The organism is Rhizobium sp. BT03, assembly GCF_030053155.1.
Lineage (GTDB): Bacteria > Pseudomonadota > Alphaproteobacteria > Rhizobiales > Rhizobiaceae > Rhizobium.
In genome coordinates this window covers 424,517-443,739 of sequence record NZ_CP125641.1, presented here as the reverse complement: position 1 = coordinate 443,739, position 19,223 = coordinate 424,517, and the positions used below count along the sequence as shown (strand labels likewise).

At 61.8% G+C, this 19,223-nt stretch carries 16 protein-coding genes; 12 read left to right on the top strand and 4 right to left on the bottom strand.

The window, feature by feature from the left end; all coding sequences use genetic code 11:
- Window positions 1-163: 163 nt before the first annotated feature.
- The 5 genes from QMO80_RS23885 to QMO80_RS23865 all read left to right on the top strand — a co-directional run bounded on the left by QMO80_RS23885 (window position 164) and on the right by QMO80_RS23865 (window position 6,118).
- Window positions 164-1,168 (top strand): LacI family DNA-binding transcriptional regulator, encoded by a 1,005-nt coding sequence (locus tag QMO80_RS23885; protein ID WP_283200361.1) that lies wholly within the window; start codon window positions 164-166, stop codon window positions 1,166-1,168.
- A gap of 36 nt (window positions 1,169-1,204) precedes the next feature.
- On the top strand, window positions 1,205-2,497 hold the full coding sequence (locus tag QMO80_RS23880) for a sugar ABC transporter substrate-binding protein (protein ID WP_283200360.1): 1,293 nt from the start codon (window positions 1,205-1,207) through the stop codon (window positions 2,495-2,497).
- A gap of 73 nt (window positions 2,498-2,570) precedes the next feature.
- Window positions 2,571-3,509, top strand: a complete 939-nt coding sequence (locus QMO80_RS23875) for a carbohydrate ABC transporter permease (RefSeq protein WP_283200359.1) — start codon at window positions 2,571-2,573, stop codon at window positions 3,507-3,509.
- The gene (locus tag QMO80_RS23870; protein ID WP_283200358.1) at window positions 3,502-4,395 is read left to right on the top strand and encodes a carbohydrate ABC transporter permease; all 894 of its coding nucleotides are present in this window, start codon (window positions 3,502-3,504) and stop codon (window positions 4,393-4,395) included. The genes QMO80_RS23875 and QMO80_RS23870 overlap by 8 nt, the downstream gene beginning before the upstream one ends.
- A 4-nt stretch (window positions 4,396-4,399) precedes the next feature.
- Window positions 4,400-6,118, top strand: coding sequence for a GH32 C-terminal domain-containing protein (locus QMO80_RS23865; protein WP_283200357.1), 1,719 nt, complete (start codon window positions 4,400-4,402; stop codon window positions 6,116-6,118).
- 52 nt (window positions 6,119-6,170) lie between these two features.
- On the opposite strand, the gene QMO80_RS23860 is transcribed toward QMO80_RS23865, so the two are convergent.
- A complete protein-coding gene (locus QMO80_RS23860) occupies window positions 6,171-7,247 on the bottom strand; it encodes a trans-acting enoyl reductase family protein (RefSeq protein ID WP_283200356.1) in 1,077 nt (358 codons plus the stop codon).
- Window positions 7,248-7,349: 102 nt separating this feature from the next.
- Between QMO80_RS23860 and QMO80_RS23855 the strand changes: the two genes are divergently transcribed.
- From QMO80_RS23855 to QMO80_RS23825, 7 genes are all read left to right on the top strand, one after another.
- On the top strand, window positions 7,350-7,940 hold the full coding sequence (locus QMO80_RS23855) for a TetR/AcrR family transcriptional regulator (RefSeq protein ID WP_283200355.1): 591 nt from the start codon (window positions 7,350-7,352) through the stop codon (window positions 7,938-7,940).
- A 354-nt stretch (window positions 7,941-8,294) separates the two neighbouring features.
- Complete coding sequence (locus QMO80_RS23850; protein ID WP_283200354.1) at window positions 8,295-9,281, top strand: 3-oxoacyl-ACP synthase III family protein; 987 nt, start codon at window positions 8,295-8,297, stop codon at window positions 9,279-9,281.
- Window positions 9,282-9,286: 5 nt separating this feature from the next.
- On the top strand, window positions 9,287-10,264 hold the full coding sequence (locus tag QMO80_RS23845; RefSeq protein WP_283200353.1) for an NAD(P)-dependent oxidoreductase: 978 nt from the start codon (window positions 9,287-9,289) through the stop codon (window positions 10,262-10,264).
- Window positions 10,261-11,082 (top strand): MBL fold metallo-hydrolase, encoded by an 822-nt coding sequence (locus QMO80_RS23840; protein ID WP_283200352.1) that lies wholly within the window; start codon window positions 10,261-10,263, stop codon window positions 11,080-11,082. The genes QMO80_RS23845 and QMO80_RS23840 overlap by 4 nt, the downstream gene beginning before the upstream one ends.
- Window positions 11,079-12,350 (top strand): CoF synthetase, encoded by a 1,272-nt coding sequence (locus QMO80_RS23835; protein ID WP_283200351.1) that lies wholly within the window; start codon window positions 11,079-11,081, stop codon window positions 12,348-12,350. The genes QMO80_RS23840 and QMO80_RS23835 overlap by 4 nt, the downstream gene beginning before the upstream one ends.
- The gene (locus QMO80_RS23830; RefSeq protein ID WP_283200350.1) at window positions 12,347-13,465 is read left to right on the top strand and encodes a GNAT family N-acetyltransferase; all 1,119 of its coding nucleotides are present in this window, start codon (window positions 12,347-12,349) and stop codon (window positions 13,463-13,465) included. Before QMO80_RS23835 ends, QMO80_RS23830 begins: the two co-directional genes overlap by 4 nt.
- Window positions 13,462-14,451 carry a Rieske (2Fe-2S) protein gene (locus QMO80_RS23825; RefSeq protein ID WP_283200349.1) on the top strand — a complete coding sequence of 330 codons (990 nt, stop codon included), beginning with the start codon at window positions 13,462-13,464 and terminating at the stop codon, window positions 14,449-14,451. Before QMO80_RS23830 ends, QMO80_RS23825 begins: the two co-directional genes overlap by 4 nt.
- On the opposite strand, the gene QMO80_RS23820 is transcribed toward QMO80_RS23825, so the two are convergent.
- The 3 genes from QMO80_RS23820 to QMO80_RS23810 form a co-directional block, all read right to left on the bottom strand.
- On the bottom strand, window positions 14,436-15,611 hold the full coding sequence (locus QMO80_RS23820) for an ATP-grasp domain-containing protein (RefSeq protein ID WP_283200348.1): 1,176 nt from the start codon (window positions 15,609-15,611) through the stop codon (window positions 14,436-14,438). The two genes, QMO80_RS23825 and QMO80_RS23820, sit on opposite strands and share 16 nt — an antisense overlap.
- 221 nt (window positions 15,612-15,832) lie before the next feature.
- Window positions 15,833-17,827, bottom strand: a complete 1,995-nt coding sequence (locus tag QMO80_RS23815; RefSeq protein WP_283200347.1) for a glycosyltransferase — start codon at window positions 17,825-17,827, stop codon at window positions 15,833-15,835.
- Window positions 17,809-19,041 (bottom strand): HlyD family secretion protein, encoded by a 1,233-nt coding sequence (locus QMO80_RS23810; protein WP_283200346.1) that lies wholly within the window; start codon window positions 19,039-19,041, stop codon window positions 17,809-17,811. Before QMO80_RS23810 ends, QMO80_RS23815 begins: the two co-directional genes overlap by 19 nt.
- Window positions 19,042-19,223 lie beyond the last annotated feature (182 nt).

Genomic DNA, 19,223 nt, shown 5'->3' with positions numbered 1-19,223 from the left:
GCGTGAACGGAGCCCGTCAACTGATCGCCCTATCAACACCCCGCGGGGGTTACGCGACCATGCGCTGCGGGAGACGGCATTTGCGTCAGCCATGCCATCATAACTTGACTTGCCGCAAAACGAGCGATATCAATTTGGGTAATCGATAACCCAAAGAGATCCCGTGACCGCCTCACTCAACGACATAGCCGCCCGCGCAGGTGTCTCCGTTAAAACGGTGTCAGGTGCATTGCATGGCGGCTCGGCCCGCATGTCGGAGGACACCCGCCAGCGGATCAAGGAGATCGCCGAGGAGCTGGGATATGTCACCAACTTCGCCGCGCGCAGCATGCGGCAAGGCTGGATGCCGCTCGTCGGCCTGGTCGCCGACGATCTGATCACCTCGCCTTTCGCCACCGAGATCATCAGAGGGCTCGATGGCGCCGTGCGCGCTGCCGACATGGCCGTTTTCGCCATGACGCTCGGCGGCCATCGCAGCGTGGCGTCGATCCTCGACGAGATGCGGCGCTTTCGCCCGCGGGCGATTGCCTATGCCGCGATGTATCACAAGAGCGTCGACCTGCCGCCCGAATTTGCCGACACGGTCGGCGTCATGATCAACTGCCGCGATGCCAACGACCGCGTGACCTCGCTGGTGCCCGATGAAACGGGGGCGGCGCTGGAGATTACCAACTACCTGATCGATGCCGGCCGGCGCAATATCGCCTTCATCAATCTGCCGGGGCTGCTCGCCGGCGACCTGCGTGAACTCGGTTTCCGGCAGGCGCTCGATCATGCCGGCATCGACGGCGCCGGCGCCATTGTCCTGCCCGCCGTCAGCAAGGCGATCTACAGCGACCGGGCGCACAGCCTCGTGGCCGCGCATGTGCATGACTTGATGAACGGCCCCCGGCGCCCCGATGCCATCCTCTGCGGCAATGACCGCGTGGCGATGGAAGTTTATGCCGCTCTGCGCCGGGCGGGTGCCGCCATTCCCGACGACGTCGCCGTTGCGAGCTTCGACAACCAGGTCGAGATCGCCTCGCGCCTCGACCCGCCGCTGACCACCATGGCGCTGCCCCATCGCGCCATGGGCCGCCAGGCTGCGCACATCCTGCTTGCCGAAGACCGGGTCCCGGTCGGGGTGCAGAAACTGCCGTTCCAGCTGGTGGAGCGGGCATCCGTATAAATTGAAATAGGCCCATTCAATGGAGGAGGAATTCTAATGGGTAAACGTTTACTTTGGTCTCTGGTCCTGTCCTCGGCACTATCCGCCATAGGCGCGCAGGCAGCCGAGAAAACCGCAATCCAGGTCATGCATCAGGGCGACCCCGGTTTTGTCGCCGCCTATGGCAAGGTCGCCGAACGGTTCGAGGCCGCTAATCCCGATGTCGACGTGCAGTTCATCTATGCGCCGCACGATGCCTATAATGAGAAGTTCAGCGCCGCCGTCATGGCCAAGCAGCTGCCCGACGTGATGGAGCTCGATGCGCCGTTCCTCGCCAATTACGTCTGGTCGGGCTATCTTCAGCCGATCAAGCCGCTGATCGACAAGGATCTCCTCGACGACATGACGGAGTCCAACATCGCCCAGGGCACATACCCGATCGACAAGGACCTCTACGCGATCGGCCTGACCGACTCCTCGGTCGTGCTTTACGGCAACAAGAAATATCTCGAAGCGATCGGCGCCCGCATCCCGAAATCCGTCGACGATGCCTGGACCCGGGAGGAATTCGAAGGCTACCTGGAGAAGCTTTCCAAGCTCGACGGCGTGAAATGGCCGATCGACACCTTCCGCGGCTACGGCATCAAGACCGAATGGATCACCTATGCCTATGGCCCGATCCTGCAATCGGCCGGCTGCGACCTGATCGACCGCAAGGCCTGGAAATCCGAGGGCACGCTGGACAGCGACACCTGCGTCGATGCGCTGGCGATGATGCAGAAATGGGTCAAGAACGGCTGGGTGGTGCCGCAGTCGGCCGGAACCAACCAGTTCTTCGCGCAAGGCAATCCGGCAGCATTGGCGCTCGGCGGACACTGGGTCTATGCCGAGGCCGCCGCGACGATGAAGGACGATATCGTCGTGCTGCCGCTTCCGAAGTTCGGCGCCAAGGGCGCGAGCCCTGACGGCACCTGGATCTGGGCGATCACCAAGACCTCGGCGCATCCCGATATATCGGGCAAGTTCATCAGCTTCCTGCTGAAGGACAAGGAGTTCCGCACTTACGTCGCCAGCCAGTCGGGCTATCCCGGCTTGAAGAGCTTCGCTGCCGAATCGCCGCTCTATGCTGCCGGCGGCCCGATGGCGATCGCCTTCGAGCAGGCATCGAAGACGGCCGTCGCCCGCCCGCCGCACCCAGCCTATCCGACCATCACCTCCGCCTTCATGCAGGCGGTCGACGAGGTGTTCAATGGTGGCGATCCGAAGGAGGCGCTGACGTCAGCCGCCAAGAAGATCGATCAGGATATCGAGGACAATGACGGCTATCCGCCGTTCGGCGAAGAACAATAGGCGTGCCCCCCTGCGATGTCCCCGCCTGATATCGCAGGGCGGAACCGGCATTCAGGCTGGAGAGGAGGAGCGAATGGCCATGCAACAAGCGATATCGTCGACATCCGTCCGAAAGGCTCCGGCGCGCCGGCATGACAGGGGACGGCTGATGCAGGAAGCGGCCATGCTCGCGCCGGCCGTCATCCTGCTGACCCTCTTTCTGATCCTGCCGTTCCTCCTGTCCTTCTGGACGGCGATGACCAACCAGCCTCTGGTGCCGCGGCCGACGCCCGTCCGGTTCGTCTGGTTCAACAATTTCATCCGCATCTTCCAGGACGATCTGTTCTGGACCGCTCTTTGGAACGTCTCGCGCTTCACCTTCTGGATCATTCCGGCGCAGTGCGGCCTCGCCTTCGCGACGGCGCTGCTGCTGCATCAGAAGCTGCCGTTCCGCAACCTGCTGCGCGGCATGTTCTTCCTGCCGGCAATTACCTCGATGGTCGTGGTCTGCGTCATCTGGGGCACCCTGTTCCAGTATCCCACCGGGCCGTTCAACCAGATCCTCGGTTTTCTCTCAGGCGGAGCGATCCAGCCGATCGATTGGCTCGGCGATCCCCAGTGGGCGATGTTCTCGCTCGTCCTGCTCTCGGCCTGGCAGGCCTACGGCTTCCAGATGATCGTCTATCTCGCCGGCCTCCAGGGCATTCCCGATGAACTCTACGATGCCGCCAAGATCGACGGCGCGAATGTTTTCCGGCGCTTCTGGCATGTGACCATGCCCGGCCTCAGGCCGACCCATGTCTTCGGGCTTGTCATCACCACCATCCAGGCGTTCAAGCTCTACACCCAGGTCGCCATTCTCACCCAGGGCGGGCCGAAGAGCAGCACCGAAACTGTCGTGCATTACATGGTCCGCGCCGGCTTCGAAGAGCAGAAGATGGGCTATGCCTCCGCCGTCTCGGTCATCTTGTTCGTGATCGTTCTCGTCATCGCGCTGATCCAGCGCCAGCTCCTGAGGCGCTTCGATGTCTGATATCGCTCTCTCGATCGCGCAGGCCCGCACAACGCGGCCCCGTTCCGCCGCAACGGTTCTTCGCATCATCCAGACGATATGCATTTTCATCATCGCATTGGTGATCGTCTCTCCATTGCTGCTGCTGGTCGTGGCAAGCCTCAAGGATGACCGGTTCCAGATTCTGGCCGATATGGGCAGCTTCCGGGCCTTCTGGGTTTCGAACCCCACACTGTCCAACTATGCCGAGGTCGGCCACCTCTCGGGCGAACTCGCCTTCGGGCGCTACCTCATCAACTCGCTGATCATTCTGGTCACGACGGTCTGTTCCGGCCTGATCGTCAATTCGATGGCCGCATTTGTCCTGGCCTGGGGATCGTTCAAAGGCCGCGCCGTCATCCTGTCGATCGTCATCGCGCTCTATGTGATCCCGCAGGAAAGCATCATCATGCCGCTGGTGATCATGGTGTCCAGGGCGGGAATGTCCGACACCTTCGCGGTGCAGATCGTGCCCTGGGTCGCCAGCCCGCTCTATATCTTCCTCTTCTACCAGTTCTTCGCGCAACTGCCGAAGGAATTGCTTGAGGCCGCCGAGATCGACGGCGCCTCGTTTTTCCGGGCCTATCGCTCCATCTTCCTGCCGCTCAGCCTGCCGGCCCTCGCCACCGTCTCCATCCTCATGGGCATCGAGACCTGGAACCAGTATCTCTGGCCGATCCTCGTCACGCAGACCGATTATGCCCGGCCGATCGCGGTGGCCATCGCCACCTTCTTCGGACAGGACAGCATCTACTGGGATCGCGCGATGGCCGCCTCCGTTTTGATGATGATCCCGATCCTTGGGCTCTACCTCGCATTCCAGCGCTGGTTCGTGAGCTCCTTTATCGGCTCCGCCGTGAAAGGTTGAATTGATGACAAGCCAAGCGATTTCTCCCTCCGATGAAATGGGGCTGGAGACGATCAGCGCCGTCCTGCCCGCAGGGACCACAATCCATGCCTGGATCAAGGCATCGCATGGCGGTGCCCCGGGCAGGCTGACGGCCCATGTCGACGGGGACCCGGCCGGTGCTGTCGAAACATCAAATCCTGACGAGTTCGAGTTCCGGCTGCTGACGCTGGAAAGCGGCGGAGAGGCGGCTTTCTCCTACGATCCCGTTACGACCGAGATATCGGTGCTCTATGCCTTCCTTCAGCCCCGCGTTCTCGAAGAAGGCATCCGGCTGCTGCATGTCCGGCATTGCACCGCCACACCTGAAGTCCCGGGCAGCTATCACTTCCGTCCGCTGTTTGGCTGGATGAACGATCCCAACGGATTCGGAAGGTTCGGCGGCAAGCTGCACCTGTTCTACCAGCATTATCCCCATAGCCCTCGGTGGAACAACATGCATTGGGGTCATGCGGTTTCCGAGGACTATCTTCACTGGAAGCATCTCCCCATCTTTCTTTTCCCTTCCGATGAACTCGCTCAGCGGGCCGACGGGCGGGGCGGGGCATTTTCCGGCTCCGCGATCGCGCTCCCCGGCGATGAAGCGGGCCTTCGCATTTTTTTCACCGAGCATATGAAGGATCGCGAACCGGAGGAACAGGTCCAGTTCACCGCCACCAGTCGCGATCTTGTCAACGTCGAGCCGGCGAGCCTGATCCTGCCGGCGCGTCCCGAGGGTCTCAATCTGACGACCGACTTCCGCGACCCATACGTCTTCGCAGGCCCCGACGGCAAATGGAAGATGTTGGTGGGCACACGCGACCGCGAGGGCGGCGTCATCCTGCTCTACGAAACCGACGATCCGGCCGCGGCGACGGGATGGACCTTCCTCGGCACGCTTCACCGCGAGAACCGCTTCGGGATGACGGCGGCGGAGTGCCCCTGCATGGTGCCGCTCGACGGTCCCGCCAGCGAGCCGACGACGCGCTGGGCCTTGATCTTCGGTCTGCTGACCAGCCGCGACCCTGCGACCGGCCGGCGCAACATGACGCTTGCGACCGTCGGCCGTTTCGATGGCCACAGCTTCTCCGTGGAATTCGAGCAGGAACTGGATTTCGGCACCGACGCCTACGCCTTCCAGGCCTTCGTCGACGAGACCGGCCCTATCGGCATCGCCTGGCTCGCGAACTGGACGGATATATCGAGAGAGATCGACATGCCGACGGCGATGACCCTGCCGCGCCGGCTGGCATTGCAAGATGGTGCGCTGATCACGCCGCCGGTGTCAGGGGTCGAAAGCCTGCGGCAGCGACGGCTGGATACCGGAAGTCTTCTGGATGGCCGGAGCGTCGATCTCGCCAACGGCTCCGTCGAAATCCTGCTCACCCTCGGTGAGGCCGGCAACGCTTTCCGCCTCGATCTCGAACATCCCGCGGCGACGGTCGCGGTGCAGCTGAACGACGACGGCCTGAGCATTCCCTTCTCGGTGGCGAATGCCAAGCCATCGCCCCGCTATATCGCCGCCGGCGCACGCCCATCGACCGTCCGGATCTTCCTCGATGCAGGCTCGATCGAGGTCTTCGCCGACGATGGCCGCTGGACGGGAACCAAGCGGCTGCCCGGCTTCAAGGGGGTGAGCACGGCACGTCTGACCGCAGCCGAGGGAAATATAATCGCCATCGACATCTGGCAGCTCGGTCTTTGATCTCTGGAGGAAACGGCATGGCATCGGTGACGCTCGACGAAACCCGCAAGCACTATGGTGCCGTTCCGGTGATCCGCGGCGTCTCCGTCGATATCGATGTCTCAACCGACAGATTGGGGCCGAGCGCGGCCAGGAAGCTCGCCGCATGGAAAATGGCAGCTGGTGGCTTTGCGCCGGTATCGCGGATGTCGCCCGACAGAAGACGCTGGACCGCTTCGCAGATGATCGGCGCCGTGACAGCATAGATGTCCTGTCCCTGGGCGAGAACCCGGCGCTGCCGGTCGCCTTGCGTGACGATCACCTCGACGGCGAAGCGCTGCGCCGAGCGCCCGGTTTCATCGATGGCCTGGGGCAGGGGCGTCGACGGATCGCGAACATCGCGCAGGGCTGTCGTGCTGAGAAAGCTGTGCAGCTCCCTAGTGCGGACGCGGCGGGCGATCAGCGGCACTTCCGAAAATGGAAGCTCGACGAATGTCTGCCGGCCGAACGGGGCCGGTAAAACGGATACCCTTTCGGCCGGCGGCTGATGCACCGGCCCAAGCTGCCCACCGCTGACGGCCAGGCGCCGTGCGGTGTTCTTCTGCCCGGTCACCCGCGTGCCTTTTGTCGGCAGCCAGCTGTCGAGCGCAACCCGGATTTCGACAGTGTCGGCATGCTGCCATTCGTCCATCAGGGCTGCCACTAGCAGATCGGCTAGGCCGCCGTAAAATCCCATGGCCGGGATGACGGCCACACCCGCTTTCCGGGCAGCAGCCTCATGCCGGTCGAATATGGCCTGTGCGCTCGGCTGTTCAGCCGTTACGTCGAGATAATGGATGCCGGCCCGCAGCGCGGCGCGCACGACCGCGTCGGCCGTGTCCATGAACGGGCCGGCGCAGTTGATGACCGCCGCCGCGCCGGCGAGCGCCCTGTCCAGCGTCGCGTCATCCTCAATCGCTGCTTCACGGCATTCGACGCCACGTTCCGGAAAGCCCGCTTCGGCCAGTCGCCCGATACTCCGTCCGATCGCAATCGGTTTCAGCCCGCGCCGCAACAGTTCGGCGACGACAAACCGGCCGGTATGGCCGTTGGCGCCGAAGACCGCGACGGCCTGGGGTGTTCTGATGGTGTCGGTTTGATGCGTGGTCATTGCTCTCTCCTGCGCTACAGACCTGTCTGTCCTTTATAAAACATACAGGTCTGTAGCGTGTCAACCAACTTTCTGCTAGTGTGACTGAATTGGAGATAAGCAATGACGAAAAGCACAGCCAACGCCCCTGCCGTGAACGAGGTGCGGGACAGAATTCTCGAGACGGCATCGGAACTCTTCTACCGGCGCGGCGTCCGCGCCGTCGGCGTCGATCTGGTGGTGGAAAAATCCGGTGTCGCCAAAACCAGCCTTTACCGGCATTTCGGCACCAAGGACGATTTGATCGCGGCTTTCCTGAAGCGCGAGGACCTGGACTTCTGGAGCACCTGGGACCGGGTAACCGAACAGCACGCGGATGACGCCGGCGCCGAACTCGACGCCCATTTCGAGTGGATCGGCGAACGGGTAGGGCGGGACAATTACCGGGGCTGCCCGCAGATCAACACGGCGGCCGAGTTTCCGGAAGCCGGCCACCCCGCCCGCAAAGTCGCCGACGCCCATATGCGTGAAATGCGGAGGCGCCTGAAGACCATCGCCGGGCGACTGGCGGTTGCTGCACCCGACCGACTTGCCGGCCAACTCGCGGTGCTGATCAACGGCGCCTTTGTCAGCATGCAGGTCTTCGAACCCGGCGAGGCGACGGGTCTGCTCCGCGATGCCGCGCACGCCCTGATCGCCGCTGGCCGCAATTGATTCACGGGAGGCACATTTCACCAGAGTTGGGAAATGGGTCAACAGGAACTGGCCACGCATCGGGATCGAGAATTCCCGACATTCGTCGACTTGCGCCCCAGCCAAATTTGTACCGCAACATCTCCTGTCGGGGCTTGAAGGAATCGTGCCCTTGCACGGTCTGGAAAAAACGCTCGAACCCAAGCCTTCCCGAAAAATGCAGGGACGAGTGCGGTCAACAAATATCCGCTTTTCAGTGACTTCGAAATTTGGTGTGACGGCAGCGGTCGAATTGGGGCAATGTTTGCGGAACCATTCACGAAGACGTACACCATGCAAAGGAGTCTCGGTTGAAGGAGCAGCGATATTCTTCGAATGCGGATAGCAGGAATGGGGCATTTCGTTCCGCAGCGGATAGTTTTGTCGACGGATCTCGATAAGCAATTCGGCTTTGCGCGGGGTCATCTCGAGAGGCTTTCTGGTGTGTTGAGCCGTCACGTCTGCCAGGACGACGACGACCAGATCACTCTTGCTGTCGCAGCTGCGCGCCTTGCTATGCAAAAGGCAGCCGTTGGCCCTGGAGAAATTGATCTTGTAATCGGCGCTTGCGGCGTTCCGTATCAACCGCTTCCGACAACCGCCCCGCTGGTGATGCATCGGCTCGGCATCCCCGAGGGCAATGCGGCAGCTTTCGATGTCAACGCGAGCTGTCTCAGCTTCCTGACAGCCGTTGATCTGGCGGCCGGCCGCATCGCCGTCGGACAGTCCCGCGTTGCGCTTGTTTTTTCCGCGGAAATCGCTTCGCGAGCGCTTCCCTGGAAGGAGCAGCCGGACGTTGCGGCGCTGTTCGGCGACGGGGCGGCCGCGGTTGTCCTGACGGTGGCTGCCGAGAGGGACAGCACAATCCGTGCCAGCGTCATGCGCACCTATCCCTCGGCCTATGAGGCCTGCGAGATCGGCGCCGGCGGTACGCGCTTCGATTTTCAGCGGCAACCGGCAGAATTTGCTGCCCACGCCGTGTTCCGCATGGACGGCAAGGAGCTGTTCCGCATCACGCGTCGCCATTTTCCCAGCTTCGTCGACGAACTTCTCGCCGCCGCCGGATGGTCGCCCGCCGATGTCGATCTCGTCGTGCCACACCAGGCAAGTCCGCTGGCTTTGAAGCACATGATCGAGCAGACGGGCATGTCTGTTGCGCGCGTGGTCAACATCGCGGCGCGCTTTGGCAACCAAATCGCAGCCTCCATTCCGACCGCCCTCGACATCGCCTGGGCGGAGGGGCGGATCACGAAGGGAATGCGGCTTCTGCTGCTCGGCACGTCGGCTGGCGTCTCCTTCGGCGGCATGGCCATCGAGGTTTGAGCTGGATGCGTATACTTGTCACGGGAGCGACGGGGTTTCTGGGCGGCGCGCTGATCCGGCACCTGCGCGCCTGCGGCTTCGACACCGTCGCCCTCGGCAGAAACGAATCGCGTTGCCGCAACCTTCAGGACGCTGGTTTTACGACCGTTCGTGCGGATGTTTCGTATCCCGTCCTGCATCTGGCGGGCAGCATCGGCAAAGTGGATGCGATCGTCCATTGTGCTGCGCTTTCGGCGCCTTGGGGTCGTCTCGCGGCCTTTCGGGCGGCCAATATCGAAGGCACGCGAAACGCGCTTGATCTTGCCGAAGCGCTCTGCGCCCGCCGCTTCGTCAACATTTCCTCGCCGACGGTTTACTTCGAGCTCAAGGACAAGACCGGCGTGCTCGAAACCGCGCCCCTGCCACGCCCGATCAATGCCTATGCGCGGACGAAGGCAGAGGCGGAGCATCTGGTTCTTGCGCGACAAAATCTCCGCCCGGTCAACCTGCGGCCCCGTGGTATCTATGGCGCCGGGGAGGCGACGCTGCTGCCCCGCCTGATCGCCGCCGCCCGCCACGGTCCTCTGCCGCTGTTGCGTTCCGGCGTTGCTGCGATCGACCTTACTCATGTCAATGACGTGGTGGCGGCTATCAAGGCGGTGCTCACGGCCGGTCCGGCTGAAGCGGAAATATTCAATATTTCGAGCGGTGAAATCGTGCCTGTGCGCGATATCGTCGAGCGTGTCTGCACGAGGCTTGCCGTTCCGCTGCGCTGGAAGCAGGTGCCGTTCTATCCAGCACTTGTGGCTGCGCGCCTGGTGGAACTGGCGAGCCTTGCACGTTCAGCCTCGCCGGAGCCGTTGGTGACGCCCTACACGCTCGGCCTTTTCGCCTTTCGGCAAAGCCTCGATATTTCCAAAGCGCGCCGGATGCTCAGCTGGCAACCTCGGATTTCACTGGAAGAAGGGCTCGCCATGACGCTGGACCAACGGTGGGCGCCATGAAGCCTGTCTTCGCCAACAGCGCCATCGTCACCGCGCCCGAACGCTTGTTCGTGCGCGGCGGTACCTGGCGGTGTGTGCCGTTGAAGGTGCGCTACGGTCTCTTCCAGCACCCGGCGGCCGGGCTTGTGCTGATCGATACTGGATATGGGCCAAGGGTGACGCGGGGGCGACGCGGTCTCGGGCTACGTCTCTACAATGCGATCCTCGGTCCTGATCTGGCGGTGGACGGCCAGCCCGAAACCGTGCTGCACAGGCTCGGCTTCACTCCCGATGACGTCAGTATCGCCATTATCACCCATTTCCACGCCGATCACGTCGCCGGTCTTGATTTATTCCCGACGGCACGGATCATCGCTAAGACAGAGGTGCTGGGAAAGATCTTGAAGCAGCCTGCTCGGAAAAACCTGCGCCACGGCATTTTCACCGAACTTCTGCCAGCCGGTCTTGTTTCGCGGACGGTTGATGTCGACGGACTTGCCGTGAGCGAAGCTCCACTCGGCCTCGGGAAGGGCCGCGATCTTTTCGGTGATGGTAGCGTGCTCGCCATCAATCTTCCCGGGCATGCCGAGGGTCATTTCGGCCTCTGCTTCGCCTGCCTGCCTAGGCCACTTCTCTACGCCGTGGATGCACAATGGTCCTCGGACGCACTCGAGGACGACCGGCGTCCCGGCTTCCCGGCAAGCCTGATTGCGGACGATCCTCTGGCGGTTGCCGAGAGCACGCGTCGGGTCTTCGCTTTCCGACGGGCGGGCGGCGAGGTGCTTCTGTGCCACGACCCCGCGTCGAGTCCTCATGACCTTGCGCAGGACACGCCATGACGTGCCGCCTCCGCATTGCTTCGGCCTTCGCGCAAACGCTCTGGACTTGCCGCGCCGGGAGCGCGCGCGCCGCGTTCGAACGCTGGCAAGCCGACGCTCTTCAGCGCTGGCTTCAGCGCAGCCTGCCCAGTGTCGAATTCTACCGCGGTGCGGCGCCTCGGCTGGAGGCTCTGCCGATCATCGACAAGACCACCGTCATGGCGAATTTTGCGGCCTTCAACCGAGGGCGCATCACCGCGGAGGAGGGCTGGCGCGCCTTCGAGACCACCGGCCGGCTTGGCGATGTCAGCATCGGCGCCAGCACGGGCACGAGCGGCAATCGTGCCCTCTACGCCGTCGACGGGTCCGAACAGGACCGCTGGCTGGGCACGATTCTCGCAAAGGCGGTGCCGCGTTTCCTTATCGAACCCGAGCGCGTCGCCATCATCCTACCCCAGAATTCCCCGCTTTATGACGGCGCCAACCGCTCACGCTTGCTGCGGTTGAAATTCTTCGACTTGCGGCGTGGCGTCGAAAGCTGGTTGCCTGCGCTGGAGAATTTTGCACCGACCACTATCGTCGCGCCGCCTCGGGTATTGCGCCATCTTGCCGAACACTCCGAACGGCTGAAACCGCGGCGGCTTTTTGCCGGTGCGGAAACGCTCGATCCCGTCGACCGCACTATCATCGAGGCACGCTTCGGCAACCGGCTCGGGCAGATCTATATGGCGACGGAGGGGCTTTTCGCCGTCTCCTGCGCGCAAGGCCGGCTACATCTTGCCGAGGACGCCAATGTCTTCGAATTCGAGCCCGTTGCCGGTGGCCTGGTTGCGCCGTGCGTGACGGGCTTCCGCCGCCGATTCCAGATCATGGCACGTTACCGCATGAACGACCTGCTGCGTCTGTCGGACCGCCCCTGCGCCTGCGGGTCCCCGCTCAGGGCGGTGGACGAGATCGTCGGCCGGCTGGATGACGCCTTTGTCTTCGACCGCACCGATGGCATGCGGCTTCTGGTAACGCCTGACGCGATGCGTAACGCTGTGCTCTCTGCTGCCCGCACGATCACTGATTTCCGCATCCTGCAGGAGAATCCGGAGACGGTCGCGCTTGTGCTGGAGCCGAAACTTGCAGATGAGAGCGCCAAGGCCGCGCAGCACGCGCTCAGCCTGGTTTTTTCCCAGCGCGGCCTTTCTCCGATGGTCGTCCTGCGACGGGAGGCGATGGCTTTCGAGCCTCATCGCAAGCTCCGGCGGGTGGAAAACCGGTACCGGCCTGAGGACGGGGCATGATCACGTTACCGGAGGAGAGCGAGCGTGTGCGCAACGAGCCGGAGGCGGTTCGTCGCTTCGTGGCGCTTTTCAACGCCTTTCCCGTGCCCGAACTCATCAGCAACCTCACGACAAAGGTCGATGCTATCGAAGTGGAAGGTCGGCATTTTCCAATCACCTTTAACGACCGGAGAGACGCCCCGACCTGCTATATCTGTTGCCCGAGCAGTGCCTATGTCGACTACGCCATCGAAGAGACACGCAATTTTGCCGCCGCACCCATCGTGCGTTGGGCTGCGCGCAAACTCATTCGCGCCTGCCGCCCGCTGGTGGGGATCGGGCTCGATCAGCAGGTGCAGGTCAACAACTGGCTGCTTTCCACCAATCCCGTGCCCGCAATCGGCCCCTCGGCGGCATCTGCGCTTGCGGCCGAACTGGGCGAGCGATTTCCCGCCAGCGCCATTGTCATCCGTTCGCTCAATGAAAGGGCCGACGGTCCCTCCATCAACAGTCTCAAGGCGGCCGGCTTTCGCTTGCTTGCGGCACGACGCATCTATCTCTTCTCCGGCAATGACGGGCGCAAGACTCAGAACCGGGGCTACGACCGCACGCTGCTCAGTCGCACATCCTACCGCTTTGCCCCCGGCGACAGTTTTACAGATGCGGACTACGAGCGCTCCGCCGAGCTCTACAAGATGCTTTATCTCGACAAATACACCCGGCTGAATCCGCATTACACCGCGCTCTATATTCGAGAGATGCATCGGCTCGGCCTGTTCGACCTTATCGGCTTCCGGGACGGAGCGGGGCGGCTCGCGGCTGTGTCAGGCTTCTTCGCCAATGGTCGCACGCTGACGCAGCCGATCGTCGGATATGACACCAGCCTTCCTCTGAAGGATGGGCTCTATCGGTTGGTGATGGCGACCGGCCAGGCGATTGCGGCCGAGCGTGGTCTGTTCTTCAACATGAGCGCCGGTGCGGGCCGCTTCAAAAGCTTGCGCGGCGCCGAGCCTGTTATCGAGTACAACGCCGTCTATGTCGTCCACCTTCCGGCAAAGCAGCGCCTTGCGGTGCGGCTTGTGGAAGGAATACTGCGACGCATTGGCATTCCGCTTCTGGAGGCATTCAATCTATGAGCCTTTCCCCCGATGGATGGCAGGCGGTCGCCATCGCCGCCGAGATCGGCAAGACACCGCGGCGCATTTTGCTTGCCGGGCTGCCTGTCGTGTTGTTTCGCAGTGGACAGACGATTGCCGCGTTGCATGACCGCTGTCCGCACCGGCATGTGGAACTGTCGAAGGGCAGGGTCGAAAACGGCGAGATCGAATGTTCCTATCATGGCTGGCGCTTCAACGCGACCGGCGCCTGCACGACCATTCCCGGGCTCACCGGCGCGGTGCCCAGCTATCGTGTGCCGCGGTTGAAGACGGTCGTGAAGGAGGGTGTTGTTTTCGTGGCGCGGGGCGATCCGGCAGGACAACCCTATCTGCACTGTGCGGAAGGACAGAAGATTATCCTCAAGCTCGCCCGCAGCAGCACGCGCTCGACGCTGGTCGATACGGCCGAGAACATTCTTGACGCGACGCATACGCATTTCACGCACAAGGGCCTTCTGCGCGGGCTCAGTAGCGAGCGGCAGCGTGTGCGCGTCGATGTCTCTGGCGGTCCCGGCTGGGTCGAGGCTTGTTATACCGGGGAAGAGCGCCAACACGGCCTGATTAGCCGGCTGCTGGAAGGGACGCGGGTCAAGACGATCGGGCGCTTCCGCCATCCCGGCATTGCGGAGCTGGAATATTGGGGAGCCAAAGGCCTGGTGCTTGCCACTACATTCCACCTCCGGCAGGCGGCAGATAACCACGTGGACGGCATCGGCTGCCTGATCGGTCCGCGCGGCGGGTTACTTGATCACCTTAAATCCTTCGCCTTCCGACCGATGTTTCGCATTGCCCTGGAGCAGGACCGGCGAGTGCTGACATCGGCGAGCCAGAACGCGGCCTACTGGCCGGAAGCCTCCCCTATCGTTGGGCCGCTGGATTTCCTGCGCCGAAGCATCGAGGCGATCGTAGCCGGCACCGTGCCGCCTGCTGCTGATCGTCCGGAGACCTTTTACATCGAACTCTGATCCGGACCGTCCCATTCAATATCGCGGGTGGAGGCGCGCTGCAGGGAGATCCGGTGGCGCAGGGCGAGTGCCGCGATTTCGCCGAGCGCGCGCCATTGCGCCCGCTTCGGCACCGGGTCTCCCGGCCAGTCGAGAAGCTCATCTGCGCCCTTGAGGTTGCGGAGGAAGCCGCCGAGATCGCCGGCGCGCAGTGCGGCCGGCAGAGCATAGAACCACAGAGCGAGGCGTACGGTCTGTGGGCACATGACATCCGGCTCGACGCTGCCTTCGCCGGTGCAAATCGCCTGTACGAAAGCCTGAGGATTGCGGAAGAAATGCAGGCCGCTCGTCGCACGAGGGTTGCATTCAAGCGGCAGCACGGTGCCATCCGCTTTGTGCATCAGGTCGAAGGAAAGCTGGCCCGTCCAACCGGTGCCGGCGGCAAAATTTGTGACGAAAGCCTTGGCCGCGCTGTTCTCGATAGGCTTGAAGAAGATGCCCGCTCCCTTGCCAGCGCGGTAGGTAGAGCTATAGAGGGAGAACGCCTGCAAGCTGCCGTTTTGTGCGATGGCATAAGCGCTGAGCTCTTCGCCTGCGATAAACTCCTGGGCGACCCAGGGCGCGTGTACCATGGGCGTAAGAGTGTCGATCTCTTGGGGCTTTGGCCGAAGGAGAACCCGGTTTGCGAAGCGCGACCAAGCAGGCTTGAAGACCAGTCGTGACGCCTCGGAACGAATGGAGGCAAGGTCGGCGCGGTTCTGCAGCAGCACCGTATGCGGCGCAGCCAGATTGAGGCTTCTGCAGAGTTCGATGAAATCAAACTTGTTGTGTGCCCGACGGAGTAAATCTGCGTCTGGCGCAAATAGCCGTGCAGTCAGGCTTCGCTCGCGCCAGATCGCAGCAAGATAAAAGACTTCCTCACAGGTAGGCACGACAAGTGTGACATTTTCCCGTTTCACAAGCGCCTCGACCACATCGCCGTAGCGTTGCGGCTCGAAACGCGGCGGCGGCAAGCAGAAGTAGGTGTCGCAGGCGCTGCTGGCGGCTGCGATCGGGACAGCGGGCGTATCGGCAAGAAGCACGCGCCAACCCGCTCCATGGAATAGCCGTCCAAGGTGCAGAGCGACCGGTGCTCGTGCGCCGGTGATCAATACTGATTGATGTGGAACGGGAACCAACATCGTTTCGGAATCCTGAACCGCTCGTTTCTCAGACGGTGACCGGGTTGAAAATCGGTCAAATTCTCGCTCCAGCCACTTAAAACAATAGGACGCCACTGGCAATTTAGTCCTGCCTATTGGCAGCGCAAACAGGCGGAGTGGAGGTTTGCATCACTTCAAGGCGATCAAGCGAGACCAACGTCGTCAAAGACGCGACCGACCCCTCGCATGGGTCGGTCGGGCTACAAGGTGCGCGTTCGGCCGAACGACCGCAACAGCAGATTAAGAGAGACGGCAACCTTGTCGATGTCGCGAATATCCCGCGAATATTGACCGGTGTAGAGTTTGACGATCATGCTGTCGCGCGCCGCGCCGCTGAGCTCGAAATAAAGGTGCAGGTAATAGGCTTGCTTGTCGCCGGTGCGACTGACACTCCTTCGTCGCTGCGTGACCTGTCCGAGCTCCGCCTTGAACGGGGTGAAGCCGGGGAGTTTCAACATGACCGATTTGGATTGAAATCGGGCCATGTTGGGGACTGCGACGACGGCCTTATCAAGTGCCAGACTGACGATTTGGCCGGGGACATCGTCTACGACAGCGGGCTCATCGAGCTTGAACGCATGAAACAGGCGCCGGGGTTTCTCAAAGCAGATCAGTGACGCGATGAGCAGGACGACGATATTGATCCCTGACCACCAGGCCGCGACCGGCGAAAACTGGCCTTGCACATGCGACGTCTCCGGCACGACGTTGACCAGCAGACCTACGACGGTGATCGTGACGATGCTGGCGATCCAGGTGAAGCTGTAGCGGTCGAACTGGTTGGCCTCGTTGCCGCTGCCCTTCGGCGTCACCCTGAACGGCTTGCCGAATGGCCGCACCAGGCTGGAGATCACGGTCGGCAGCATGCGGAAAGTCGCAAAGGTCCCGACGGCGCTCGAAACCACAGGCAGATAGCGTGTCGGCGTGATCCACAGCATCAGCAGAAAATACGCCGCCAGCAGCGGCACCTGATGCGCGACATAATCGGCTATATCGGTGAAATAGAGCGGGAGCAGGCCGAACCAGAGATAGACGATCGGCACGAGCAAGATCGTGAAGCGGACCAGATACTGCACCAGCCATGATGCCGGCAGGAACATGATCCGTTGAAAGAGCGTCAATCCCGGGCCGCGCAGCGGGCCGTTGTACAAATAAAGGGTTTGAATACCCCCCTGACACCACCGTTCGCGCTGGACAAAATACCCGGTGAGGTTTTCGGCGGCCAGTCCCATCGACAGCCGCTCGTTCAGGTAGCGCGTCTTGTAGCCTTTGTTGAGCATCGAAAGCGTTGTCAGCAGGTCTTCCGTGATCGACTCCGTCGGAAACCCGCCGATTGCGTCGACGGCCTTGCGGCGGGCAATCGAGCATGACCCGCAGCAAAAACTGACGTCCCAGGCGTCCCGGCTGGGCGCGATCTCGTCGAAAAACAGGCGCTGCTCGTCCGGCCAGATATTCTCCAGGCCGAGGTTCGATTGCACCGGATCGACATTGAAGAAATGTTGCGGTGTCTGGACGATGCCGATGCTGTCATCTGAGAAGAAGGGCAGGGTCCGGCGCAGGAAATGCCGATAGGGAACAAAATCGGCATCGAAGATCGCAATGAAATCGCCCGAACTGACCTTCAGCCCATTGTTCATATTGCCGGCTTTGGCATGGCTGTTGTCGCCGCGCGTCACGTGGATGACGTTCTTTTCCTCGCAATAGGCCTTCAGCCAATCCCGGCGTTGATCGTCAAGCACATACACATTCAATTTGCCGGCAGGATAATCCAGTGAGCGGGCGCCGATGATCGTTCGCTCGAGCACGTCGAGCGGCTCGTTATAGGTGGGAATGAAAACATCGACAGTCGGCAGCTCATGCTGCTCCCGCGCAAAGAAAACGCGCGCCAGCCTGTCTGCTTCGGCGCTGCGGTCGACGTAGCGGCTCATCAATACCAGAAAAAGGATGACTTCGACGCAGGCCAGGACCTCGACGGCGAAGAGGATCCACACCCAGTAGAAACTCGGGCCGCCGTCCGGATAGGGAAGCACCGTCTCCGTCAAACGCCAGTACATGTATCGCAATGCGATTGCTGCGACGAACGCGCAGGTCACCGCCCGTGTCCAAGTGTGACGGCGCGACCAATTGAAAGGCCCCAAGAAGAAGAAGGCCAGAACGGCAAAGGTCGGAACCAGCGCTACGAGATACTGAACCACAGGCTTTTGACCCAGTTGGATAGGTTGATGCCGTGTTTGGAAAACCGTACCTGCACCGTGCGCCCGACCTGGCAGGAATTCGCAAAGTCGTCGTTCATGAAGGATGGGTCGAGGCGAACCCGAATGCGGGCATTGCGTTGTGTCGACGGCGGCAAACTGGCGGCAAAGGAATCGGCCTCGACCGAAGCCGAACTGCCTCTGACGGACACGACCGTACCTTGGAAGAGATCGCTGCGGCCGAACAAGCGCACCTGCGCGACGAGTCCTGGATAGATCTCGTCATAGTTGACCTCGGGAACAAGGATATCCACGAACAGCTCTCGACAGTCGAGAAGGCGCATCAGCTCGTCGTTCAGCACGACGTTGGAACCGTTGACGATACTCCTGGTCCAAACAACGCCGTCGAACGGCGCTATTGCAGTTGCGGATTCAAGGCTGCTGACGCGGCTTGCCTCTTTGACCAGCTGCTTTTGAACTTCGGCGGCTCGTGTCTCGTTTTCCGCTATGCGCGAGTTCAAGTCGTTGATGCGGACGACCACCTCGTCCTCGCGCTGTCGCGAATAGGGCACGTCATTCTGTCCGTCGCCGAAGACAAAGATGCCCTGGCGAACCGCATTGAGCCTTTGCTGCAATTGATCGACAGTCAGATTGCTGATTTCGACCTCGCCGCCGGTCGCAGCGCCGGCAGCACGCGCGGACTCAACCAGCTTCTGCGTCAGAATGCCTTTTGACTCGAGCTGCATCCGGCGGCTCAGGTCGACCTGCGCGACCAGATCCTGCGCTTGCGACACTTCGACCTTTTTCTGCAGGATTTCGACTTCGCGTTCGAGATTGGCAATGGTGGTCTGCCTGTAGACTTCCAATCTGGCAGACAATTCCTCGCGAAGCGCGGAGAGCTCCTCCCGTTCTTTTTTCAGCGCCGCGACGCGGTCGAGCGCCGTATTGCGATCTGCCTCGAGCGAAGCGAGGATTGCGTGATTGACGCGCGTATTTCTGATTTCAGCGAGGGATTCTCCCGCTTTAACAGGGCTGCCGACCTTGAGAGGTTCTTCCGCAATCGTGCCGTCGATCGGCGCATTGACGACAGCAAACCGCGCATTGACCGTGCCATCAAGGCTGGTAAAGCCGGTGATCGTCGGCAATGAGACGACAGTCACGAGCGTCAGCAGCAGCAGGCCGACAACGATGCGCGTGATGCGATGGTTCCAGATCATGTTGGCATCCGAAGTTATCGCTTCTGCAGCCATCCGTCCCTATCGAGCCGGCACAAACGGATGCAACTCATTCTTGCATAATTTAGCGCATCGAAAATTAGTAGACAAGAGAGGACCGCAACGCTGCGGTAGAAACAATTCGGCTGTGGAGGAAACGCCGCCGACGGGGGCTTGGCACCGTA

What these genes read in the sequence shown, in the direction of transcription:
- QMO80_RS23875 (WP_283200359.1), top strand. Translation starts at nt 2,571, where the DNA reads ATGGCCATGCAACAAGCGATATCGTCGACATCCGTCCGAAAGGCTCCG.
- QMO80_RS23820 (WP_283200348.1), bottom strand. Translation starts at nt 15,611, where the DNA reads ATGTTGGTTCCCGTTCCACATCAATCAGTATTGATCACCGGCGCACGA.
- QMO80_RS23835 (WP_283200351.1), top strand. Translation starts at nt 11,079, where the DNA reads ATGACGTGCCGCCTCCGCATTGCTTCGGCCTTCGCGCAAACGCTCTGG.
- QMO80_RS23810 (WP_283200346.1), bottom strand. Translation starts at nt 19,041, where the DNA reads ATGATCTGGAACCATCGCATCACGCGCATCGTTGTCGGCCTGCTGCTG.
- QMO80_RS23870 (WP_283200358.1), top strand. Translation starts at nt 3,502, where the DNA reads ATGTCTGATATCGCTCTCTCGATCGCGCAGGCCCGCACAACGCGGCCC.
- QMO80_RS23845 (WP_283200353.1), top strand. Translation starts at nt 9,287, where the DNA reads ATGCGTATACTTGTCACGGGAGCGACGGGGTTTCTGGGCGGCGCGCTG.
- QMO80_RS23840 (WP_283200352.1), top strand. Translation starts at nt 10,261, where the DNA reads ATGAAGCCTGTCTTCGCCAACAGCGCCATCGTCACCGCGCCCGAACGC.
- QMO80_RS23855 (WP_283200355.1), top strand. Translation starts at nt 7,350, where the DNA reads ATGACGAAAAGCACAGCCAACGCCCCTGCCGTGAACGAGGTGCGGGAC.
- QMO80_RS23825 (WP_283200349.1), top strand. Translation starts at nt 13,462, where the DNA reads ATGAGCCTTTCCCCCGATGGATGGCAGGCGGTCGCCATCGCCGCCGAG.
- QMO80_RS23865 (WP_283200357.1), top strand. Translation starts at nt 4,400, where the DNA reads ATGACAAGCCAAGCGATTTCTCCCTCCGATGAAATGGGGCTGGAGACG.
- QMO80_RS23850 (WP_283200354.1), top strand. Translation starts at nt 8,295, where the DNA reads ATGCGGATAGCAGGAATGGGGCATTTCGTTCCGCAGCGGATAGTTTTG.
- QMO80_RS23860 (WP_283200356.1), bottom strand. Translation starts at nt 7,247, where the DNA reads ATGACCACGCATCAAACCGACACCATCAGAACACCCCAGGCCGTCGCG.
- QMO80_RS23880 (WP_283200360.1), top strand. Translation starts at nt 1,205, where the DNA reads ATGGGTAAACGTTTACTTTGGTCTCTGGTCCTGTCCTCGGCACTATCC.
- QMO80_RS23830 (WP_283200350.1), top strand. Translation starts at nt 12,347, where the DNA reads ATGATCACGTTACCGGAGGAGAGCGAGCGTGTGCGCAACGAGCCGGAG.